This is a genomic window from Inhella crocodyli (genome assembly GCF_004004565.1).
GTDB classification, from domain to species: Bacteria; Pseudomonadota; Gammaproteobacteria; order Burkholderiales; family Burkholderiaceae_C; genus Inhella; species Inhella crocodyli.
In genome coordinates, this window is sequence record NZ_SACM01000006.1 from 188,520 (window position 1) to 208,269 (window position 19,750).

Sequence of the window (19,750 nt, forward strand, 5' to 3'; positions counted from 1 at the left end):
GAACTCCAGAGTGACGGCCCAATTATTCGGCGCCCGGACAGGGCGCCATCGTGAAATCAGGCAGGGAAATCAGGCGTAAAGGTCGATCAGGCCTCGCGACGCAGTCAGGGGGCGGGTGCTCCGGCCCAGCGGCTCGGCGCCGGGGACGGCTTCGCCGCGGGGCCGGGCACGCGAGCCGCGTCCGTCCTCGGGGGCGCTACCGCCGCCCGCGCGCGGGTCACGGGCTTGCACGTCGGCCCCGCCCAACTGCAAGCCCTCCCGGGCCAGGGCTTGCTCCAGTTGGGGCAGGGCGGCGCTCAGGGCGTCGCGCGTGGCGGCCAGGTCGGCGGTGAAGCGCACCTGGGCCTGCGCCCCGTCCAGTCCGATCCACACCTGGACCGGCCCGAGCGTGCCGGGGTTGAGCTGCAACTCCGCCTCGTGCTGCCCGCCGGCGGCCCACACGGCCACCTGGGCGCCCAAGGCCTGGGCGAAATCGGGGTGATCCAGGGGCGGGGCCAGGCTGGCCGTGACCGGGCCGGACGCGGGGTCGCTCGGCGACAGCGATGGCGCGTTGCCGGTGGGCAGGGCAAGGATCCCGGCGTCGCCTCGGCTGCCGCTGGCGTCGCGCACCGGGACCAGGCTGCGCCATTCGCCGGCCAGAGCGAGCGCGCCGCGGCTCGGCGTTTCGGCAACAGCGTTCAAGGCCATGACCGCGGCATTGACGCTGGGCGGTGCGGCGTTGTCCTTGGTGGGGTCGCCCAGGGCCGCGGCCACGCGCCGGGTGCTGCCCACCAGCGCGAGCGGCGTGGGGTCGTTCTCGGCGTCGTCGTCGGCAGCCGCGACCGCGTCCGCGTCCAGCTGCGGGCTGGGACGGGTGAGCGCGGCCGGCAACGAGGCGGCGATCGGTCGCAGGCTGTCGCGGCCGGTGCCGGTCAGGGGGAGGGCCTCGGCCGCGGTCGCGGTCGCGTCGTGGCCCGTCGCTGCACCGGCGCTCGGGTCGGTCGCCCGGTGCGCCATCGTGGGGCGAAGTGGGTCGGCCGCCGGAGCGAGCGGCGAGCCGCTGGCCTCGAGGCTCGGCACCAAGGCGCTGTCTTCGCCCGCAGCGGCCCCGCGCTCGTCCCCGCCGTCGCTGGCCAAGGGGGTGGCGTCTTCTGGGTCCGGGTCGGGGGCACAGGCGTTCGCCGTGGCCGGTCCAGGCGGGGCGGGCTCGTTCGAAGGACGTTGGCCGGCCAGGTGGACCTTGCCCCGCGCGGGGTTGCCAGACCGCGGGGCCGCTTCGGGCGCCGGACCCGTGGTTTCGCGGGTCGAGGCGGTCGGCGTGGCATCCAGGGCACGGGGCCGTTCGGGGTCGCGCTGCGCGGTCGGTGAGCGCTCGGCACCCCGCTCGGGGGTCCGCGCGGGCGACTGGGCCTGGGCCAAGGCGTTGACGAAGCTGCCGGCGCCGGCGGCGGACGCGGCCCCGATCCCGCCACCGCCGGCGGCAGGGCGCGAGGCGGGGGCGGTGCCGAGCATCAGCAGGGGGTCGGGGCGGGGGGCCACGGGCATGGGGGGCTCCAAGGAGGGCGCTCAGGCGGAGGGCCGAGCGGCGTGGGGGTCGCGCCAAACGGCACGTTGGCCGAACTCGTCGATGGCCTTTTGCTCTTGCTTGGCGGCCAGGGCCTGTGCCTCGGCCAGGCGGCGTTCGATGAGCTTGCGCACCGAGGCGACGCGGGTTTCCTTTTCGGCAAGCAGCTGCCGTGCCACGCCCACGCGGGCCTCAAGCACGGCGGCCACTTGGCCTTGCTGCTGGATGGCATCGCCCAAGCGATCGCCAAAACTGCGGTACTGGTTGAGGGTTTCGATGCCGGTGCCGCCTTGCTGGAACTGGCGCTGCCAGCGGGCGTCGTACTCGTTTTGGTAGCTGTGCAGGTCTTGCGCCTGGGTGCGGGCTTGCTGCGCCCGGGCCTGGGCCTGGAGCAGCTGGGCCTGCGCCTGGTCGCGCTCGCGCTCGGCCTGTTCCAGCACCAAGCGCAGGGTGTCGAGGTTGCTGGCCATGTCAGGGGTTCAGCACCGCGCCCATGTGGGCGACGGCCTGTCCAAGGGGGGCGGCCACGTGCATGTCCTGCTGCAGCAGCTGGTTCATGGCCGGCATCAAGCGCACGGCCAGGTCCAGCTCGGGGTCGCTGCCGGGGGCGTAGGCGCCGATCTGGATCAAGTCGCGGGCCTTGTTGTACTTGGCCAGCAACTGCCGAAAGCGCCGCGCCTGCTCGAGGTGCTGGGGCGGGGCCACGGCGGTCATCACGCGGCTGATGGAGCGCTCGACGTCGATGGCCGGGTAGTGGCCGGCCTCGGCCAGTTCGCGGCTGAGCACGAAGTGCCCGTCCAAGATGCCGCGCGCGGCGTCGGCGATGGGGTCTTGCTGGTCGTCGCCTTCGCTGAGCACCGTGTAGAAGGCGGTGATGCTGCCGCCGCCGGCCACGCCGTTGCCGCTGCGCTCCACCAGCATGGGCAGCTTGGCAAAGCAGCTGGGCGGGTAACCCTTCGTGGCGGGGGGCTCGCCGATGGCCAGCGCGATTTCGCGCTGCGCTTGGGCGTAGCGGGTCAGGCTGTCCATCAGCAGCAGCACGTGCTGGCCTTGGTCGCGGAAGTGCTCGGCGATGGCCGAGGCGTAGGCCGCGCCCTGCATGCGCACCAGGGGCGGGGCGTCGGCCGGGGCGGCCACCACCACGCTGCGGGCCAGGCCCTCTTCCTCCAGGATGTCTTCGATGAACTCTTTGACCTCGCGGCCGCGCTCGCCGATCAGGCCGACGACGATCACGTCGGCCTGGGTGTAGCGGGCCATCATGCCCAGCAGCACCGACTTGCCCACGCCGGTGCCGGCGAAAAGGCCCAGGCGCTGGCCGCGGCCGACGGTGAGCAGGGCGTTGATGGCGCGCACGCCGGTGTCCAACGGGGTGCGCACGGGCTCGCGGTCCATGGCGTTGATCGGACGGCGGGCCATGGGCGCGCGCTCGACGTGGTCCAGCGGGCCCTTGCGGTCCATGGGGTGGCCGAAGGCGTCGACCACGCGGCCGAGCAGGCCGGGGCCCATGGGCAGGTGCAGGCCGCGGTCGGCGTCGCGACGCCAAGGGTGGCGCGGTTCGCCCAAGCGGGGCGGGCGCGGCGGCGTGCTGCGGGCGCGCACGCGGGCGCCGTTGGCCAGGCCTTGCAGCTCGTCCGTGGGCATCAAGAAGGCGCGGTCGTTGCCGAAGCCCACCACCTCGGCGCGGGCGGCGCGTTCGCCGGGCTTGGCGTCGGCACGCAGGATCTCGCACAGCGAGCCCACCGGCACGTTCACGCCGCTGGCCTCCAGCACCAGACCGGCCACGCGCGTGAGCTTGCCCTCGGGCTCCATGGGCAGGGGCTCGGCGGCATGGCTTTGCAGGTCGGCCAGGAACTGGCGCCAGCGCGCGCTGCGTTGCTCGGGGGAGGTGACGGGCGGCATGGGGGCTCAGGCCTCGTCGGGCTCCACCAGGCCGTCGCCGCTGGGCAGGGGGGCCCAGTCGCTCTTTTGGCCCAGTTGCGCCGCGGCTTGCTGCCAGCGGTGCTGCACCAGGGCGTCGACGCTGGCGATGTCGCTGTCCACGCGACAGCCGCCGCGCTCGATGCTGTCGTCGGCCATCAGCTGCGCGCCGCGGGCGCGCAGGGTGTCGGCCGCGCCCTCCTGCACCAGGGGCAGGTCGGCAGGGTGCACGCGAACGCGCACGTGCCGGGCGCTGAGCATCAGGCTCTCGACGGCGTCGTGCGCCACGCGGGCGATGTGCTCGGGGTGCTGCTTCAGCTCTTCGCGCACCACCTGCTTGGCCAGCTCCACGGCCGTGCGCGTGAGGGCGTCGGCCATGTGGGTTTCCAGCTCGGACAAAGCGCGGTCGAAGGACTCGATCAGGGCACCCAGCTGCACCGCCACCTGGCGGGCGTGGGCCAGCTTGAAGGCCTCGGCGCTGGCCTGGCCGTCGCGCAGGCCGTCTTGGTAACCGGCTTGGCGGGCGGCGGCCAGCAGCTCGCGCGGGTCGGGTGGCGGCGGGGCGGGGGGCTTGGCCGCGGCGGGCGCTTGCGCCGGCGCAGGGGCAGAGATGGGCGGCTTGGCCGCGGGCTTGCCGCCCAGGGCGTCGGGCCGCCAGGGCTGGGCGTCTTCGATCTCCTCGCGGGGGATGAAGCGCCCATACGTGGTGCTGGGCTTGGCCGCGCCGCCTTGCGGCGGGGGCACGTTCTTGACCGGCTTGGCGTTCATGAATCCGTAGGCCGACATCGTGAAGACCCAAGCACCTTACAGGAACTGGTCGTCGCCGCCGGAGGCGAGCACGATCTGGCCTTCGTCGACCAAGCGGCGGACGATCTTGAGCATTTCCTTCTGCTCGGCCTCGACCTCGGACAGGCGCACCGGGCCGCGGGACTCGAGGTCTTCCTTGAGCGTCTCGGCCGCGCGGGTCGACATGTTGCGGAAGATCTTGTCGCGCAGGTCGGGGCTGGCGCCCTTGAGGGCGAGCACCAACGACTCGGACTGCACCTCTTTGAGCAAGGACTGGATGCCCTTGTCGTCGACCTTTTCCAGGTCGTCGAAGGTGAACATGTTGTCCATGATCTTCTGGGCCAGTTCGCTGTCCAGCTCGCGGATGTAGTCCAGCGCCGAGGCCTCCACGCTGGATCCCATCATGTTGATGATTTCGGCCGCGCTCTTCACGCCGCCCAGGCTGCTCTTCTTCATGCGGTCGCCGCCCGACAGGATCTGGCTCATGACCTCGTTGAGGTCCTTCAGCGCCGTGGGTTGCACGCCATCCAGCGTGGCGATGCGGATCAGCACCTCGTTGCGGTGGCGCTCGGTCCATTGCTTGAGCACGTCGGCGACCTGGTCGAACTCCAGGTGGGCCAGGATGGCGGCCACGATCTGCGGGTGCTCGTTGCGCAGCAGCTCGGCCACCGAGCCCGGGTCCATCCACTTGAGGCTCTCGATGGACGACACGTCGCTGCCTTGCAGGATGCGGTCCAGCAGCAGGTTGGCCTTGTCCTCGCCCAGGGCCTTGCGCAGCACCTGGCGCACGTACTCGTCGGTGTCGCTCACGATCATGCTTTGTGTGCCCGCCACCTTTTCAAAGCGGGCCAGCACGTCTTCCACGCGGATGCGCGGCACGACCTTGAGCTTGGCGATGGTCTCGCCCAGCTTCTGCACCTCTTTGGGCGCCAGGTGCTTGAAGACCTCGGAGGCCTCCTGCTCGCCCAGGCTCATCAAGAGGATGGCGGCGTCTTCACAACCTTTGTCGTCCATGGCGGGCTCCGGTTAGCCGACGACCGGCTCTTCGCCGTTCATCCAGGCGCGCACGATGTTGGCCACGGCCAGGGGGTTGGCCTCGGCGAGCATGCGCGCCCGCTCGAGTTTCGTCGCGTCGATGGGCGCTTCCAAGGCAGGCAGTCCCAGTTCGTCCTTGTTGGGCTCGATCTGCGGCGTGTCGCCGACCACCTCGCTGAGCTGCGCGCCGGCCGGCACCACCTTGACCAGGTCCTTGGGCTCTTCGGGGTAGGCGGCCTTGATGGCCGGGCGGACCATGCCGAACACCACGATCAGCGCCACCAGCACCAGGGCCAGGGGCACGGCGCTGGAGCCCACCAGGTCGCGCGCCCAGGGCTGTTGCCACAGCGGAATGTCGGGTTCGGTCAGGTCGGGCTTGACGAAGGGGGCGCTGATCACCTGCAGGGTGTCGCCGCGCTGGGCGTTGAAGCCGATGGCCTCCTTGACCAGGGCGGTCAGGCGCTCCACCTCGGCCTCGGGCAGGGGCTCGGTGGTGGTCTTGCCCTTGGCGTCGGTCTTGGTGCGGTGGTTCAGCACGACGGCGGTGGACAGGCGCTTGACGGTGCCCGTGGCCTGCCGCACCACGCGCACGGTTTTGTCCAATTCGTAGTTCACGACGTTGTCCCGGCGGGTCGAGCCGGTGCCGCCGGCGCCGCCCTGGGCGGCTTGCAGGGGCGCGCTGGCGCCGTTGATGGGGGCCTGGGCCGGCACGGGCGGCTGGTTGCTCACCGCCCCGGGCACGCCCGTGGGGGTGGTGTTGCCAGCGCCGTTCTGGCTCTCGTTGGTTTGCTGGCTGCGCACCGCCTGGGGGGCGCTGGCGCCTTGGTTGGGCGCGTAGGCCTCGCTGGTTTGCTCGACCTGAGAAAAGTCCAGGTCGGCCACCACCGTGGCGCGCAGGTTGTTGGGCCCGATCACGGGCTCCAACAAGGCTTGGATGCGTTGGCCCAGCCCGGCCTCGAGTTGGGACTTGTAGCTTTGCTGTTGGCCTTCCAGCCCCAAGCCCGCGCCCTCGTCGCTGTTGTTGCTGAGCAGCTTGCCGGTTTGGTCCAGCACGCTCACGGCGCCGGGCTTGAGCTCGGGCACGCTGGCCGACACCAGGTGGACGATGCCGGCCACCTGCGCGCGGTCCAGGGTCCGGCCGCCCCGCAGGTGCAGCATGACGCTGGCGCTGGGCTTTTGCTGCTCGCGGAAGAAGCCGGTTTGCTGCGGAATGGCCAGGTGCACGCGCGCGTCGGCCACGTCGGCCAAGGCGGTGATGCTGCGGGTGAGTTCGCCCTCCAAGGCGCGCTGAAAGTTGAGGCGTTCGTTGAACTGCGTTTGGCCCATGCTGGGCTTGTCCAGCAACTCGAACCCCACCAGGCTGCCCTTGGGCAGGCCGGCGCTGGCCAGTTTCATGCGCACGTCGTAGACCTGGCTGCCGGGCACCAGGATCGTGCCCCCGGGCTCGCTCTTGTAGGGCACCTGCATCTGGGCCAGCTGGGCGATCACGGCCCCGCCGTCCTTGTCGGACAAGCCGGTGAACACCGGGCGGTAGTCGCCGGTTTTGCTCCACATCGACAGGGCCAGCAGCACGCCGATGACGAGCAGGAGGCCCAGGCCCAGCCCCAATTGGTTGCGGCGGGGCAGGGCTTGCAGCCGGTCGGACAGGCGCACCGGTTCCGTCACGACGACGGCGCCGGGCGCGGGCGGGGCAAGGGTGGTGTCCATGGCGGTCGATTATTTGGAGCCCGCCCCTCAAGCGTGCGGCAAACAAGCCGATAAAGCGCCCCCTACTTCGCGGCTTGGTGAGGCCGAGGGCGGCCTAGGCTTCGTGCCGTCATGAACCCCGTCCAACTCAAGCCCTTCGACTTCGCCAGCGCCGTGGCCCGCGCGGGGATGGCGACGCCCGCCGGTGCGGCCAGGCCCAATGCCGTGGGCGGGGCCAGCTTCGCCGACGCGATGAGCCAGGCCTTGCAGCAGGTCAGCAAGAGCCAAACGGAGGCCGCGCGCTTGCAGCGCGAGGTGCAGATGGACAACCCCACCGTCAGCCTCGAAGAGACGATGGTCGCCATGCAAAAGAGCCAGATCGGCTTCCAGGCGGTGCTCCAGGTGCGCAACCGCCTCGTGTCGGCCTACTCCGAGGTCATGAACATGCAGGTGTGAGCCGACCGGGCACCCCGGCCCGGCGCTCAGTACATCCCGCTGTCGAGGTGCTCGCGCAGGCCGTGCATGGCGCGCTGCACCAGGTTGGGCTCCGCCACGGCGGTCAGCAGGCCTTCGGCGCGCAGGCGCTCGATGGCCCGGCGCGTCATGGAGTGCGCCCCCCCGGCCAGCGGCGAGGTGAACATGAAGAACTGGCCGTTGTCGCTGCGCCAAACCAAGCGCGCCGTGGTCCATTCACCTTGCAAAAAGACCTTGCAGCGCGTGCCCATGCGCAAGGTGTCGAGCCACGCGCTGCTGGACTCGGCCGCGGCCGCCGCGTCCAAGGCCATGGGCACCGTGGGCAGGCTGCCCACGTTGGTGTCGCTGCCCTGCCAGCGGTCGCCGGGCTTTTCTTGCAGGTAAGCACTGTCGTCCCACTGGATGTCGGTGCTCGGGTCGTCGTCCCGCTCGGCCGGTGGCGCGGCGGGCGACGAGGGCGCGGGGCTGGGGGCGGGGAACAGCACGCGGCGGTGCGTCGCCATCAGGTCGTCCAGCACCCGCTCGCCCTGCTCGCGCGGCAGGTCGATCAGCGCCATGCCTTCTTTCAGGCGCTCGATCAAGGCCGGCAGGCCCTGCATCACGCGGGCGCGGGCGGCGTCGCTGCGCGGCACCTGCAGGCTGGCCAGGAGTTCGTCCACGGTCCCGATCAGGGCCTGCGTTTGCGGCGAGTCGTCGCCTTCGGTGCTCATCGCGTGGGCCAAGACCTCGCTCCAGGGCCCGGTCAGGAAGCGGTGCAAGGTGCTGCTGATGGGCGGCGCCTTGGCCAACTGGATCTCGACCTGCTGCCGCAGCAGGGGCACGAGCTGCTGCTCTTGCTCGACCTGGCGAAGGGCCTCGCGCGCCGGGGCGGTGCGCGCGACCTGGCGGGCTTGGTCGTCGGCGATGTAGCTCTGCACGTCGGCCAGGGCCAGTTCGAAGTCGGCCCGCGCCGGCTGCGGCGCCTTGGCCAGGCGCTGCACCACGGGTTCGACGAACTCGAGGAAGTCGGTGCCCCGCGGGTCCTGGGCGATGGGGTGTTCGGCGGCGTGGGAGGCGATCTGGTTGATCAGGTTCCAGGTCGGGTGGTGCTCGTTCGTCAGCAGCGTGGGGTCGGCCTCGGCGAGGCGCAGCACGGTTTCTTCGAGCCGGCCGATGGCACGACGAACGGCACCTTCGAGGCGCGTGTCGGCGCTCATCTGCTGGAAGAGGCCGTGCAGCACGGCGTTTGAGACGGGTCCAGCCGCGCCGGCCGCGGGCACGGCAGGCGCCGACGCACCCGCGTCCCCCGTGGGTTGCAGGCGCCACTGCACGCCCGGCGGCAGGCTGGCGAGCAACTGGGCCAGGGCCTGCAGGTCGAAGCCCGCCGCCGGGCCGCTGGCCGCGCCCGGGGTGCCCATGCCGGCGCCCGGGTGGGCATGGGTCGCCGCCGAGGCGTTGGCGTGGGGCGTGCCCTGGGGCCCCGCAACGGGGCTCTTCATGGCCTTGTACTCGGGCTCGGGCGCGCCCCAGTGCTGCAGTTGCTCGCCGGTCGTGCGGTAGTGATCGCGCAGGGCCTCGGCCAAGGCCGGCGCGGCCGCACGCATCACGGCGCGCCGAACGACGGCATCCGGGCCCAGGCCCTGCAGTGCGTGGCTGAACGCCCGGGCCACCACGCCTGGGGCCACGGGGTAGTGATCGGCGACGGACCGACGGTCGTCGCTCGGGCCGCCGTCCAGGGCACGAACCTTGCCCATCAACTCGCGCAACTCCCACTCGGCCTTCAGGTCGATGGCCTGGACGATGCGCGAGATCTCGATGTCCAACTCGGCCTGGTCCTCGTCCACGAGGGTCAGGTCGCTCAGCGACAGGCTGGCCATGGGGCGCGGTGCGGGCGCTGCGGGCCTTCCGCGGGCCTGGGCCTCGCTCACCGCGGTCTGCAGCCGCTGTGCCAAGTCGCCGGCCAAAGCCGGGGCGCAAGGCCCCAGCCACTTGGCGGCGGCACCGGCGGCTTTTCGCAGCTCTTCGGCGCCGGCCTGGGCCTGTGGGTCGAGCAGGCGCTTCAGGCAGGCGTCCACCAAGCGCTGGGCCAGCGCAGGGGCGTCGGCCGAGAGGGTCGCCAGGTGGCGGGCGAGCATCGACGAATCGGGCATGGCAGCGGGAGCGACAAGGGCGCGGAGCCCCTGGAAAGCCAGGGTGCGATCGACTCTAGCCCAGGCGCTCGCGCCTCAAAGCCCGATGCCCTTGCCCAGCGTGCGGTGGCGCCGCTGCAGTTGCTGAAGTTGCAACAAAAGCACGCGTTCGGCCTGCGGCGCCAGGGCGTCAAAGCCACATCCGACCGTGCGCGGGCCGCCGGGCGGGGTGTGCAGGTGCTGCACCTGCAAGCGCAGGCTCAGGCGCAGGTCCCGCGACAGCTCCAGCTCGGCCGGGGCGAGCTGGGTGTGCAGCGCCGGCAGGGGCAGGGCGTCGGGCCACTGCAGGCCCACGCCGCCCGCGCTGAGGTCGACGGTGGCCAAGGTGACGGGGCGATCCAGCCCCGGCAGGGTGAGGCGCATGCGGGGGTAGCTTTGGCCGAGGGGCGCCACCCGAAACCATTCGCGGCGCTGGTGCCGGCGCAGGCGCTGGGGCAGGGCCAGGCGCAGCTCGGGCAGGCCGTCGCTGGGGTGAAGCTGGGGCGGGCCTTCGAGGGCGAAGTCGAGGCGGATCTTGGCCAGGCTGGCGTGGGCCTGCACCGGCCCGCGCTGCAGCCAATCGGGCAGGGCGCTGGCTTGCAGTTCGGGCCAGCGCAAGACCAATTGGCGGGTGCTGGCGTCGACCCGAACGATGGGCAGTGAGAGCGGGGGGGCGTCGCCGGCCTGCAGTTCCAGGCGGACCTGCTGTTCGGCGGCCTCGCTCAGCAGCGCGGCGATTTCGGCGGGGTGGACGAGGTCGATGTCGGCGTCGGACATGGCGTTGGTGCGAGCCCCACTGGGGCTGACCAACTCAGTGTACGGAGCTGTTGCCGGGGGCCACCCAGCGGCCAAGCTCGTCCAGCCAGGGTTCGGCCAGGGCCCGGATCTCGGCGTCGTTGACCAAGATGCGCTGCATGATGCGCGCCTTCAAGGGGGCCTCGTCGGCGCTGAGGGTTTGGTCGGTGGCCGCGTGCTTGAGCTGCGAAATGAGCAAGGCGCACGCACCTTCGAGCTTGACGACTTCGTCCCAGTTGCCGGCGCGGGCGCACTGCAGCATGTCGGCGCTGGCCTGTTCGATGGCTTCGTAGTAGCTGATGAGTTGGGCGTTCACGGTGGGTGTCGTCCGAAGCAAAAGAGGAAGGGACGGCGGGCCGGTCAGGCCGCCGCAGCGCTGGCAGGGGCAATCTGGGACCAGGCCTCGCGCAAGGGGGCCAGCAGGCCGCGCACCTCGTGCAAGGCGTTCAGGTCGTCGCGCAGGTTGGCCTGGGTCAGGCGCAAGCCGCAGTAGGCGTACAGGTCACGCAATTGCAGGGCCAAGGGGCCGCCGCGCTCGAGGTCCAGGCCGGCTTTCAGGCCTTCGTCCAGGATGCGCGCGGCCTTGGACAAGGCCAGCGCCTTGGTGTCGCGCTGGCCGGCTTGGATGGCGCCCTCGGCGCGGGCCAAGGTGTCGAACAGCCCGTCCCAGAGCATTTGGATCAGGCGGTGCGGGCTGGCGTCGTGGACCTCGGTTTCCAGCCCGACGCGGTTGTAGACGTTGGCGGGGCGGGCGAAGCGCGAGGCGAAGGGGGAGTTGGTTCCGTACATGGAGCACCTGGGCGCATCAAGGGTGGGTCTATGCAGGTTTTCGACCCCGACCGCCCGGACTTGAGCCGCATCAGCCGGGAGATTGCCTGCCACCCAAGGCCCATTTCACGCTTTTGACCCCACAAAGACAAGGGCCGGCAAAGCCGGCCCGGGTGTGGTGGGAGCGGGGCTCACAGCCGGCTCAATTGCTGCGTCAGGTAGCTCGACAGGTTGGAGGCCTTGCTCATGGTGGCGTCCAACGCCGTGTACTGGGCGCGCAGGCGCTTCTCCACCAGGGTCAGTCGCAACTCGAGTGCCTCGCTGCGCTTGTCGTTGGTGCTGATGCGGCTTTGCAGGCCCTTTTGGCGGGAGTCGATGCGGCCGTCGGGCTCGAGCAGGCCGTCGATCAGGGTCTTCATGCGAACGGCCAGGCCGCTGTTGCTGGCGTCGGCGCTGTCCTCGGCGGCGAACAAGGCCTTCAAATCGGTCGGGTTGGCCAGGGCGGCGTCGAGCTTGGCGCTGTCCACCTTCAGCGTGCCGTCGCTCTGCGGGTCCAGGCCGATGGCCGAGAGGCGTTGCAAGCTGCCGGCCAAGCTGGTGCTGCCGCCGGCCAGGTTGCGCAGCTGGCTCTGGATGGCGGTGACCGTGGAGTCGCCCTTGAGCGGCCCGCCGCCGTTGGTGGCGGGGTCGACGCGGGCCTGCTCACGCAGCAGTGTGATGGTGCTGTTGTAGGCCGTCGCGAAGTCGGTGACGGCCTTCTTGATGGCCTCTTTGTCTTGCCCGACGGTCAGGGTGGCGCTGCTGCCCTGCTTGAGCAGGTTCACGGTGACGCCCTCGATGGCGCCGCTGATTTGGTTGGTCGCCGACTCGACGTCGATGCCGTTGATGCTGGCCTTGGCGTTGACCGCCGCCTGCTTCGACAGGCCGGCGTTGACCGCGGCCGTTGGGTCGTAAGCCAGGGCCGACAGGCCGCTGGCATTGGTGTTCGTGCCGTCGTCGTCGGCCACCTCGACCTTGAAGCCGTTGGCCTGGCCCGAATCGGAGCCGCGCATCACCAGGCGGGAGCCGTTGACGTCGGTCACGACGCTGGCCACCACGCCGGCCTTGAGCACGTTGATCTGGTCGCGCACCTTCTCCAACTGGTCCTGGCCGGCGATCACCGGGATCACCAGGGAGGTGCGGGCCGGGTCGGCGTCGAAGGCACTCAGGTCGTCGTTGTACTTGCCGAAGGTGATGGTGATGGTGCCGGTGCCGATGCTGCTGCCGGTGGGCACGGCGTTGCTGGCCAAAGACTGCGCCGCGGCCAGGCGGGTGATGTTCACGCTGTAGCTGCCCGTGGCCGCGCCGGCCGCGGTGGTGGCCGTGGCCACGGTGGCGTCGCTGCTGCTGGCCGTGGCGACGGTGAAGGTGTCGGCACGCGTCAGCTTGGTGGCCGCGTCCTTCAGGCTGGCCAGCTGCGATTGCAGCTTGCCGAAGGCCGAGAGCTGGGTCTTCAGGCCGTCGGTGCGCTGCTGCAACTGGGTGATGGGGGTGCGCTCGACAGCGACGAGTCGCGAAATCAGCGACTCGACGTCAATCCCGCTGCCGATGCCGGCGGAAGAGATGGTGGCCATGGTGCGAACTCCTCAGAAGACCCAATGCACAAGTGCGGCCGCCCCAGATCGGGACGTCCGCACTCGCTGTTTCGGCGGCTTTTCGGCCAACTTTAGGGTGAGGCCTGAGAAAAATCTCACGCCGCGGCGCTGACGTGTCGGCGATCAGCCGCGCAGCAGTTGCAGCACCTGCTGGGGCAGCTGGTTGGCCTGGGCGACCATCGCGGTGCCGGCCTGCTGCAGGATGTTGGCCCGGCTCAGGGCCGAAGTTTCCTGGGCGTAGTCGGCGTCCATGATGCGGCTGCGGGCCGCCATTTGGTTCTCGTACGAGATCTGCAGGTTGCTGATCACCGCCTCGAAGCGGTTCTGCTGGGCGCCGAGCACGGCGCGGTCGCCGTTGATCTTGTCGAAGGCGGCGTCGATGTTGGCGATCACCGTGGCGATGTCGGTGATGTTGGTCGTGCCATTGATCGAAGCGCGACCCGCGCCGGTGGCGTCGGTGCCCGAAATGATGGTCACCAGGCCATCGGTGGCCAAGTTCGTGGTGGTGAACTCGATGACGTCGTTGTCCGTCGTGTTCGCGCCGACCTGGAAGACCTGGGTGCCAGCGGCGTCGGCCAGGATCGGCTTGCCGTTGAAGGTCGTGCCGCGGATGTTGCGCTGAATTTCCTTGGCCAGTTCCCCGAACTCGCGGTCCAGCGCGTCCTTGTCGCTGGGGCTGTTGGTGGCGTTGCGCGCCTGGATGGCCAGTTCCCGCATGCGCTGCAGGTTGTCGGTCACCCGGGCCAGCGCGCCTTCGGCCACCTGGGCCAGCGAAATGCCGTCGTTGGCGTTGCGCATGGCCACGGCGAAGCCGCGGGCCTGGGCGTACATCCGTTCGGCGATGGCCATGCCGGCGGCATCGTCTTTCGCCGAGTTGACCCGCAGGCCCGAAGACAGGCGTTGGGTCGCCACTTGCAACGCACCCTGAGACATGTTCAGGTTGCGCTGCGCGTTCAGCGAAGCGATGTTGGTGTTGATGATCTGCGGCATCACGCACTCCTTGCGAATCTGCGCCGGGGCCGAAGGGCCAAACCGGATGGGACAGATTCTTGGAGGGGCGGACGCGCCGCAAAGCGCCGAAAAGCGGCCGGATTGGCCGCCATTCCGTCACTGAAGCCCTTCGGCGCCGCCCGTGGCGCCGAAGGGCGTGGTCGTCAGCCGCGCAGCAGGGCCAGCACGCCTTGGGGCAGGGCGTTGGCCTGGGCGACCATCGAGTTGCCGGCCTGCTGCAGGATGTTGGCGCGGCTGAGGTTGGCGGTCTCGACGGCGAAGTCGGCGTCCATGATCCGGCTGCGGGCGGCCGATTGGTTTTCGTGGGCGATCATCAGCGCGCTGATCACGGCCTCGAAGCGGTTTTGCGCCGCACCGTAGACGGCCCGTTCGCCGTTGACCTTGTTCAGCGCCGTGTCGATGTTGTCGATCACGGTCTTCAAGGCGGTGGCATCGCCGTTCAGGTTGCCGCCAATGACGGCCGCCACGTCGGTGTCGGCGGCGAAGTTCGTCGTGGTGACGGTGATCTCGTCGTTGGTCGTCGTGTTGGCGCCCACTTGGAAGAGCTGGGCCCCGGCGTCGGCACCCACGATGGCCTTGCCGTTGAAGGTGGTGCCGGCGAGCACGCGGGTGATTTCCGCGCCCAGCTGCTGGTATTCCTTGTCCAGCGAGGCCTTGTCGGCGGTGGTGTTGGTGGCGTTGCGCGCCTGCACGGCCAGTTCACGCATGCGCTGCAGGGCGTCGCCGGCCTTGGACAGCGCGCCTTCGGCGGTTTGCGCCAGCGAGATGCCGTCGTTGGCGTTGCGGATGGCGACCATCATGCCCCGCGCTTGCGAGTTCATGCGCTCGGCGATGGCCAAGCCGGCGGCGTCGTCCTTGGCGGAGTTGACGCGCAGGCCGCTGGAGAGGCGCTGCACGGACGTCAGCAGCGACGACTGGCTCATGGCCGTGTTGCGCTGGGCGTTCAGCGTGGCGATGTTGGTGTTGATTACGGCGGGCATGTCGCGGTCCTTTCAGTGACGGTTCAGGGTCGAGGCAGCGGGCTGCTGCTGGACGGCATGCAGCACTGCACTCGGCCACCCCGGGTGGGGCTGCCGGGCCGCGTGGCCTGCGATCCCGTTGGAACCGTTTTCGACTGGGTTGGGCGCGACTTGATGCCTGGGCGGGCTCAGGACGGGGTTTCGATCGTTGGAGTTGAGGGGGAAAAGACCGCCAATTGGCGCGAACTCAATTGGCGGTCAAGGGGCTTGTGCTGGTGGACTCAAGCCGCTCGCTTCTTGGACCGGCGGAGGACCCCGATTTCCACCGGCGGCGGCTTCGCTTGAGGTCAGCGAAGCCGGCCAGGCGTCATCGAAGCAGCGACAGGACCTGCTGCGGCAGCGCGTTGGCTTGGGCGATCATCGAGTTGCCGGCCTGCTGCAGGATCTGCGCACGGCTGAGGTTGGCGGTTTCGATGGCGAAGTCGGCGTCGGTGATCCGGCTGCGGGCGGCGGCTTGGTTCTCGGACGAGACCATCAGGTTGCTGACCACGGCGTCGAAGCGGTTTTGCACGGCACCGTAGGTGGCCCGTTCGCCGTTGACCTTGTTCAGCGCCGTGTCGATGTTGTCGATCACGGTCTTCAAGGCGGCGGCATCGCCGTTCAGGTTGCCACCGGTCACCGCGGTGATGTCGGTGTCCGTGGCGAAGTTCGTGGTCGTCACGGTGATCTCGTCGTTCGTGGTGGTGTTGGCGCCCACCTGGAACAGCTGGGCCCCAGCATCGGCGCCGACGATGGCCTTACCGTTGAAGGTCGTGCCGCCCAGCACCCGGCCGATTTCCGAACCCAGCTGCTGGAATTCCTTGTCCAGCGAGGCCTTGTCGGCGGTGGTGTTGGTGGCGTTGCGGGCCTGCACCGCCAGCTCGCGCATGCGTTGCAGTGCGTCGCCGACCTTGGACAGCGCGCCTTCCGCGGTCTGGGCCAGCGAAATGCCGTCGTTGGCATTGCGCACGGCGACGTTCATGCCCCGGACCTGGGCGTTCATGCGCTCGGCGATGGCCAGACCGGCGGCGTCGTCCTTGGCGGAGTTGACGCGCAAGCCCGACGACAGGCGTTGCACGGCCGTGGTCAGCGAGGCCTGGCTTGCGGCCGTGTTGCGCTGCGCGTTCAGCGACGTGATGTTGGTATTGATGACTGCGGGCATGGTGATTTCCTTTCAGCTGGTGATGAAGGCCCGGCGGGGCCGAAGAGAAGGGCCTTGCGACCCCGCCCGACACCCCTCAACCGGTGCCGCCACCGGGTGACGGCCCTGGCCTTGTGAGCCGGACAACGCGATCCGCAGATCCGTTGAGTTGGTTGTCGGCGGCTGGCCTTAGGAACTTGAGGGCCGCTTGTCAAGACGCGCGATCTTTTGAAAAGAAGGGGCCTCGGCCGCCAGTTCTTCGTGAACCGTTTCACGGCGCAAGCTGGGCGGGGAAGGCGGGGCAAATCCAGGCCTTGGCGTGATGCACAAATTTCTAAAGTCTGGTCGCCCCCTGCCGATTCGCGCGCTCGCGTGCGCACTTGATCAATCAGCCGGTATCGCCCGGCGCCCGGAGGAACCCATGTCGCTTTCGATGCAAAACCCGTCCCAGGACCTCGCGCGCCGCGTGGCGGCCGCCGGCGTGGTGGCGGCGCCCGGCCAGTCGATGACCGAGGCCATGGCCCTGCTGGCCGCGGCCCGCAACGCGGCCTACGCCGAGGCCGCCCGCGGGCAGCTCGGCCGCAGCGTCAGCCTGCTGCTGCGGGCCATGAACACCCAGCCCATGAGCTTCGAGTTGCAGAGCGACATGGCGGCCATGCTGCTGAGCGCCGGCGAGTACGCCCACGCGGCGCGCTACGCCCGCGACGCCCTGGCCCTGCAGCCGCACCACGGCCCCAGCCTGTACGCCCTGGGATTTGCCCTGAGCGGCTTGGGGGAGGCCGCCGAGGCCAGCGCGGCGCTGCGCAAGCTGTTGCGCGGCAAGGCCAAGCAGAGTTTGATGGCCGAGGCCCCCGACCTCCTGCCTCTGGTGAAGACGGAGCTGGCCCGCATCCAGCGCCTGACACGACAGACCCAGAAGTCCGCTTGAAGGATTGGGGGGCCTTGTCAGGCTTTTTCTGACAAAGCCCCCTGCCGTGCCCGACGCGGGGCACAGCGCGCGCCTGATTCCGGCGATGCGGGGGGCTTCGAACAATGGGCTCCATCGCACCCAACACGGAGCAGCGCCCATGACCCCCGATCAAATCCTGGCCGAGATTCGCGAAACCAACCTGTCCTACCTGATGCTGGCGCAAAGCCTCATTCGCCAGGACCGCGAGCAGGCGCTGTTCCGCCTGGGCATCAACGAAGAAACCGCCACCCTGCTGGCCACGCTGAGCCCGGCGCAGGTGATGAAGCTCTCGGGCAACGCCACCCTGCTGTGCCGCTTCCGCATGGACGACGACCTGGTGTGGGGCCTGCTGACCAGCAGCCACAAGCCGAGCGTCAACGAGCAGTCGGCCCAGCTGCACGCGCAGATCCTGCTGGCCTCCCAGTCGGCTTGAGGAGGCAGCATGGCCCGCATCAAGAGCATCCTCGACGAGGCCCGCCAGATCGAGCGCGCCGTCACGCTGATCCACCTGGGCGCCCGCCTGCAGGTCCTGGAGAGCGAAACCGACCTGAGCTACGAGCGCCTGCTGCGCCTCTACAAGGAGGTGGCCGGCCGCAGCCCGAGCAAAGGGCAGTTGCCGTTCAGCACCGACTGGTTCATGACCTGGCAGCCCAACATCCACGCCTCGCTGTTCGTCAACATCCACGAGTACCTGAACAAGGCCTCGGCGATGGACGAGATCGACGCCGTGATCAAGGCCTACCAGCTCTACCTCGAGCAGACGCAAAGCCTGGCCATCGAGCCCCTGCTGTCGGTCACCCGCGCCTGGCGCTTGGTGAAGTTCATCGACAACGGCATGCTCACGCTCACGCCCTGCAAGAAGTGCGGCGGCCATTTCGTGACCCACCCGCACGAGATCAGCCGCCAGTACGTGTGCGGCCTTTGCAACCCCCCGGCCCGGGCCGGCAAGGGCCGCACCGGCACCGCCCCCGTACATTGAGGGCATGCCCCACTCCCTGGCCCTGGTGGTGATCGCCCGCAACGAGGCGCCGCGCATCGCGCGCCTCTTGCGCAGCGTCGCGCCCTGGGTCGACCGGATGTGGGTCATGGACACCGGCTCCACCGACGACACGGTGGCCCTGGCCCGGGCCGCCGGCGCCGAGGTGGGGCATTTCGAGTGGTGCGACGACTTCGCCGCCGCCCGCAATGCCGCGCTGGACGCTGTCCAGGCCGATTGGCATTTGGTGCTCGACGCCGACGAATGGTTGGTCGACGGCGGGCCGGCCTTGGCTGCCCTGCGCGAGCAAGCGCCGACCTTCATCGGCACCATCGACCGCCTGGACGCCTTCGACGACGGGCGGGCGCAAGTCGGCCATTGCCGCGTGAGCCGCGTGCTGCCCGGTACCGTGCGCTACGCCGGCCGCGTGCACGAGCAGCCGGTCCACGCCCTGCCTGTGCGGGCCATGCCGCTGGTGGTCGGGCACGACGGCTACCTGCCAGGCGACTTGGCGGTCAAGCGCGGGCGCAACGAGGCCCTGCTGCGGCGCATGCTGGCCGACGCGCCCCTGGACCCCTACCTCTGGTACCAACTGGGCAAGGAGGCCTCGGTCTACGACCGGCCTGCGCAGGCTGACGAGGCCTTCGCGCAGGCCGCTGCCCTGACCCCGCCGACCGACGGCTGGTGGCTGGACCTCATGCCCCGCTGGCTGTTCGCGCTCAAGCAGCTCAAGCGCCACGACGAAGGCCTGGCCTTGGCCGAAACGCAGCTCACGGCCTGCGGCGCGTCGCCCGATTTCTTCTTCGCGCTGGGCGACCTCTTGTTGGACGCGGCCGCCGACCACCCCGAGCGGGGCGAGGCCCTGCTGCCTCTGATCGAGCACTGCTGGCGCCGCTGCCTGCTCTTGGGGGAGCGGCCGGACCTGCCCGGCGCGGTGGCCGGGCGCGGCAGCCATTGGGCGGCCCACAACCTCGCTTTGGTGTTGGAAGGCACGGGCCGGGCCGACGAAGCCCAGGTCCTGCGAGCCGCCCACCCCGTGCCCGCCGATGTCGACTGAGGGCGGGTCGCGTTGGTGGCCGGCCAGCGCCTTCGGCGCCTGGGCCTTGGCCTGGGCGGCCTTGCAGGGCGCGTCCCGCCTGGGGGCGCCGGCCCCATGGCCGGTGCTGCTGAGCCTCGCGACGGTGTTTGCCTTGGCCGCCTGCCACCGGCGCCCCTGGCGGCGCTGGCTGGTGGCCCTGGGATGGCCGGCGGCCTTGCTCTTGCAGACGGCGGCGGTGCCCGCCTGGGCCTGGGCGGGCGTGGGCGTGGGCTTGGTGCTGCTGTACCCCCGGCGGCACTGGCAGGACGCCCCGCTGTACCCCACGCCGCTGGGCGCCCTGGACGATTTGGCCCGGCACGCACCATTGCCTTCCGGGGCGCGGGTGCTGGACGGCGGCTGCGGCGCGGGCGATGGCCTGCTGGCCTTGGCCCGGGCCTACCCGGGGACGGTGCTGGAGGGCGTCGAGGGCAGCCGGGCCCTGGTGTGGGCCTGCCGCTGGCGCTGCCGAAGCGCCCGGGTGTGGCAAGGCGACCTGTGGCGCACCGACTGGCGCCCTTACGCCTTGGTGTACTTGTTCCAGCGGCCGGAATCGATGCCGCAGGCCTTGGCCAAAGCCCAGGCCGAGCTCGCGCCCGGCGCTTGGCTCGTCAGCCTGGACTTCCCTTTGCCTGGCATGGAGGCCACGCAAAGTTGGGCGCACGGTCGGCACACGGTTTACCTGTACGCTGCCGATCGTTGGAATTGACCGTGGGGCGGGGCCCGTTTGTCGGGCGACGCCCCCAGAAAACTCTGCACAATCGTTCGATGTCAGTCCGCCTCCGTCCGAGGCGGGCGCCCGGCGCTCCAGCGTC

At 70.2% G+C, this 19,750-nt stretch carries 20 protein-coding genes; 6 read left to right on the forward strand and 14 right to left on the reverse strand.

All coding sequences use genetic code 11. The features are described 5' to 3' along the window. Positions 1 to 69: 69 nt before the first annotated feature. Genes EOD73_RS17275 through fliF form a run of 6 tightly spaced genes read right to left on the reverse strand, consistent with a single transcriptional unit; the run spans position 70 to position 6,988 of the window. A complete protein-coding gene (locus EOD73_RS17275; RefSeq protein ID WP_127684292.1) occupies positions 70 to 1,524 on the reverse strand; it encodes a flagellar hook-length control protein FliK in 1,455 nt (484 codons plus the stop codon). 21 nt (positions 1,525 to 1,545) lie between these two features. Continuing rightward, positions 1,546 to 2,013 carry a flagellar export protein FliJ gene (gene fliJ, locus EOD73_RS17280; RefSeq protein ID WP_127684293.1) on the reverse strand — a complete coding sequence of 156 codons (468 nt, stop codon included), beginning with the start codon at positions 2,011 to 2,013 and terminating at the stop codon, positions 1,546 to 1,548. 1 nt (position 2,014) lies between these two features. Further along, positions 2,015 to 3,442: a flagellar protein export ATPase FliI gene (fliI, locus tag EOD73_RS17285; protein ID WP_127684294.1), complete on the reverse strand. Its 1,428-nt coding sequence runs from the start codon at positions 3,440 to 3,442 to the stop codon at positions 2,015 to 2,017. A 6-nt stretch (positions 3,443 to 3,448) separates the two neighbouring features. Further along, on the reverse strand, positions 3,449 to 4,246 hold the full coding sequence (locus EOD73_RS17290; protein WP_240660771.1) for a FliH/SctL family protein: 798 nt from the start codon (positions 4,244 to 4,246) through the stop codon (positions 3,449 to 3,451). An 18-nt stretch (positions 4,247 to 4,264) separates the two neighbouring features. Beyond that, positions 4,265 to 5,260, reverse strand: a complete 996-nt coding sequence (gene fliG, locus EOD73_RS17295) for a flagellar motor switch protein FliG (protein WP_127684295.1) — start codon at positions 5,258 to 5,260, stop codon at positions 4,265 to 4,267. Positions 5,261 to 5,272: 12 nt separating this feature from the next. Further along, entirely contained in the window at positions 5,273 to 6,988 is a 1,716-nt protein-coding gene (fliF, locus tag EOD73_RS17300; protein ID WP_127684296.1) for a flagellar basal-body MS-ring/collar protein FliF, read from the reverse strand. Between the two features lie 111 nt (positions 6,989 to 7,099). Here fliF and fliE point away from each other — a divergent pair, with 111 nt between their 5' ends. Further along, complete coding sequence (gene fliE / locus EOD73_RS17305) at positions 7,100 to 7,423, forward strand: flagellar hook-basal body complex protein FliE (protein ID WP_375137445.1); 324 nt, start codon at positions 7,100 to 7,102, stop codon at positions 7,421 to 7,423. A gap of 26 nt (positions 7,424 to 7,449) precedes the next feature. Here the strand turns inward: fliE and EOD73_RS17310 are convergent, their stop codons facing one another. The 8 genes from EOD73_RS17310 to EOD73_RS17345 form a co-directional block, all read right to left on the reverse strand. Beyond that, a complete protein-coding gene (locus EOD73_RS17310) occupies positions 7,450 to 9,570 on the reverse strand; it encodes a DUF1631 family protein (protein WP_127684297.1) in 2,121 nt (706 codons plus the stop codon). Between the two features lie 75 nt (positions 9,571 to 9,645). After that, positions 9,646 to 10,365: a flagellar brake protein gene (locus EOD73_RS17315; RefSeq protein WP_127684298.1), complete on the reverse strand. Its 720-nt coding sequence runs from the start codon at positions 10,363 to 10,365 to the stop codon at positions 9,646 to 9,648. Positions 10,366 to 10,399: 34 nt separating this feature from the next. Next, a complete protein-coding gene (locus EOD73_RS17320; RefSeq protein WP_127684299.1) occupies positions 10,400 to 10,699 on the reverse strand; it encodes a flagellar protein FliT in 300 nt (99 codons plus the stop codon). A 44-nt stretch (positions 10,700 to 10,743) separates the two neighbouring features. Further along, the gene (fliS, locus tag EOD73_RS17325; protein ID WP_127684300.1) at positions 10,744 to 11,172 is read right to left on the reverse strand and encodes a flagellar export chaperone FliS; all 429 of its coding nucleotides are present in this window, start codon (positions 11,170 to 11,172) and stop codon (positions 10,744 to 10,746) included. A gap of 170 nt (positions 11,173 to 11,342) precedes the next feature. Beyond that, positions 11,343 to 12,764: a flagellar filament capping protein FliD gene (gene fliD, locus EOD73_RS17330; protein ID WP_127684301.1), complete on the reverse strand. Its 1,422-nt coding sequence runs from the start codon at positions 12,762 to 12,764 to the stop codon at positions 11,343 to 11,345. Positions 12,765 to 12,908: 144 nt separating this feature from the next. Continuing rightward, positions 12,909 to 13,775, reverse strand: a complete 867-nt coding sequence (locus EOD73_RS17335) for a flagellin N-terminal helical domain-containing protein (RefSeq protein ID WP_127684302.1) — start codon at positions 13,773 to 13,775, stop codon at positions 12,909 to 12,911. Between the two features lie 164 nt (positions 13,776 to 13,939). Beyond that, on the reverse strand, positions 13,940 to 14,776 hold the full coding sequence (locus tag EOD73_RS17340; protein ID WP_127684303.1) for a flagellin N-terminal helical domain-containing protein: 837 nt from the start codon (positions 14,774 to 14,776) through the stop codon (positions 13,940 to 13,942). A 346-nt stretch (positions 14,777 to 15,122) separates the two neighbouring features. Further along, positions 15,123 to 15,956: a flagellin N-terminal helical domain-containing protein gene (locus EOD73_RS17345; RefSeq protein ID WP_127684304.1), complete on the reverse strand. Its 834-nt coding sequence runs from the start codon at positions 15,954 to 15,956 to the stop codon at positions 15,123 to 15,125. Between the two features lie 412 nt (positions 15,957 to 16,368). On the opposite strand from EOD73_RS17345, the gene EOD73_RS17350 reads away from it, so the two are divergent. From EOD73_RS17350 to EOD73_RS17370, 5 genes are all read left to right on the forward strand, one after another. Further along, positions 16,369 to 16,863, forward strand: coding sequence for a tetratricopeptide repeat protein (locus tag EOD73_RS17350; RefSeq protein ID WP_164846124.1), 495 nt, complete (start codon positions 16,369 to 16,371; stop codon positions 16,861 to 16,863). Between the two features lie 139 nt (positions 16,864 to 17,002). After that, positions 17,003 to 17,317: a flagellar transcriptional regulator FlhD gene (gene flhD, locus EOD73_RS17355; RefSeq protein WP_127684306.1), complete on the forward strand. Its 315-nt coding sequence runs from the start codon at positions 17,003 to 17,005 to the stop codon at positions 17,315 to 17,317. A 9-nt stretch (positions 17,318 to 17,326) separates the two neighbouring features. Further along, positions 17,327 to 17,863, forward strand: coding sequence for a flagellar transcriptional regulator FlhC (gene flhC, locus EOD73_RS17360; RefSeq protein WP_127684307.1), 537 nt, complete (start codon positions 17,327 to 17,329; stop codon positions 17,861 to 17,863). Between the two features lie 4 nt (positions 17,864 to 17,867). Further along, the gene (locus EOD73_RS17365) at positions 17,868 to 18,917 is read left to right on the forward strand and encodes a glycosyltransferase (RefSeq protein ID WP_127684308.1); all 1,050 of its coding nucleotides are present in this window, start codon (positions 17,868 to 17,870) and stop codon (positions 18,915 to 18,917) included. Continuing rightward, a complete protein-coding gene (locus EOD73_RS17370) occupies positions 18,907 to 19,644 on the forward strand; it encodes a class I SAM-dependent methyltransferase (protein WP_127684309.1) in 738 nt (245 codons plus the stop codon). The genes EOD73_RS17365 and EOD73_RS17370 overlap by 11 nt, the downstream gene beginning before the upstream one ends. Positions 19,645 to 19,750: the final 106 nt, after the last annotated feature.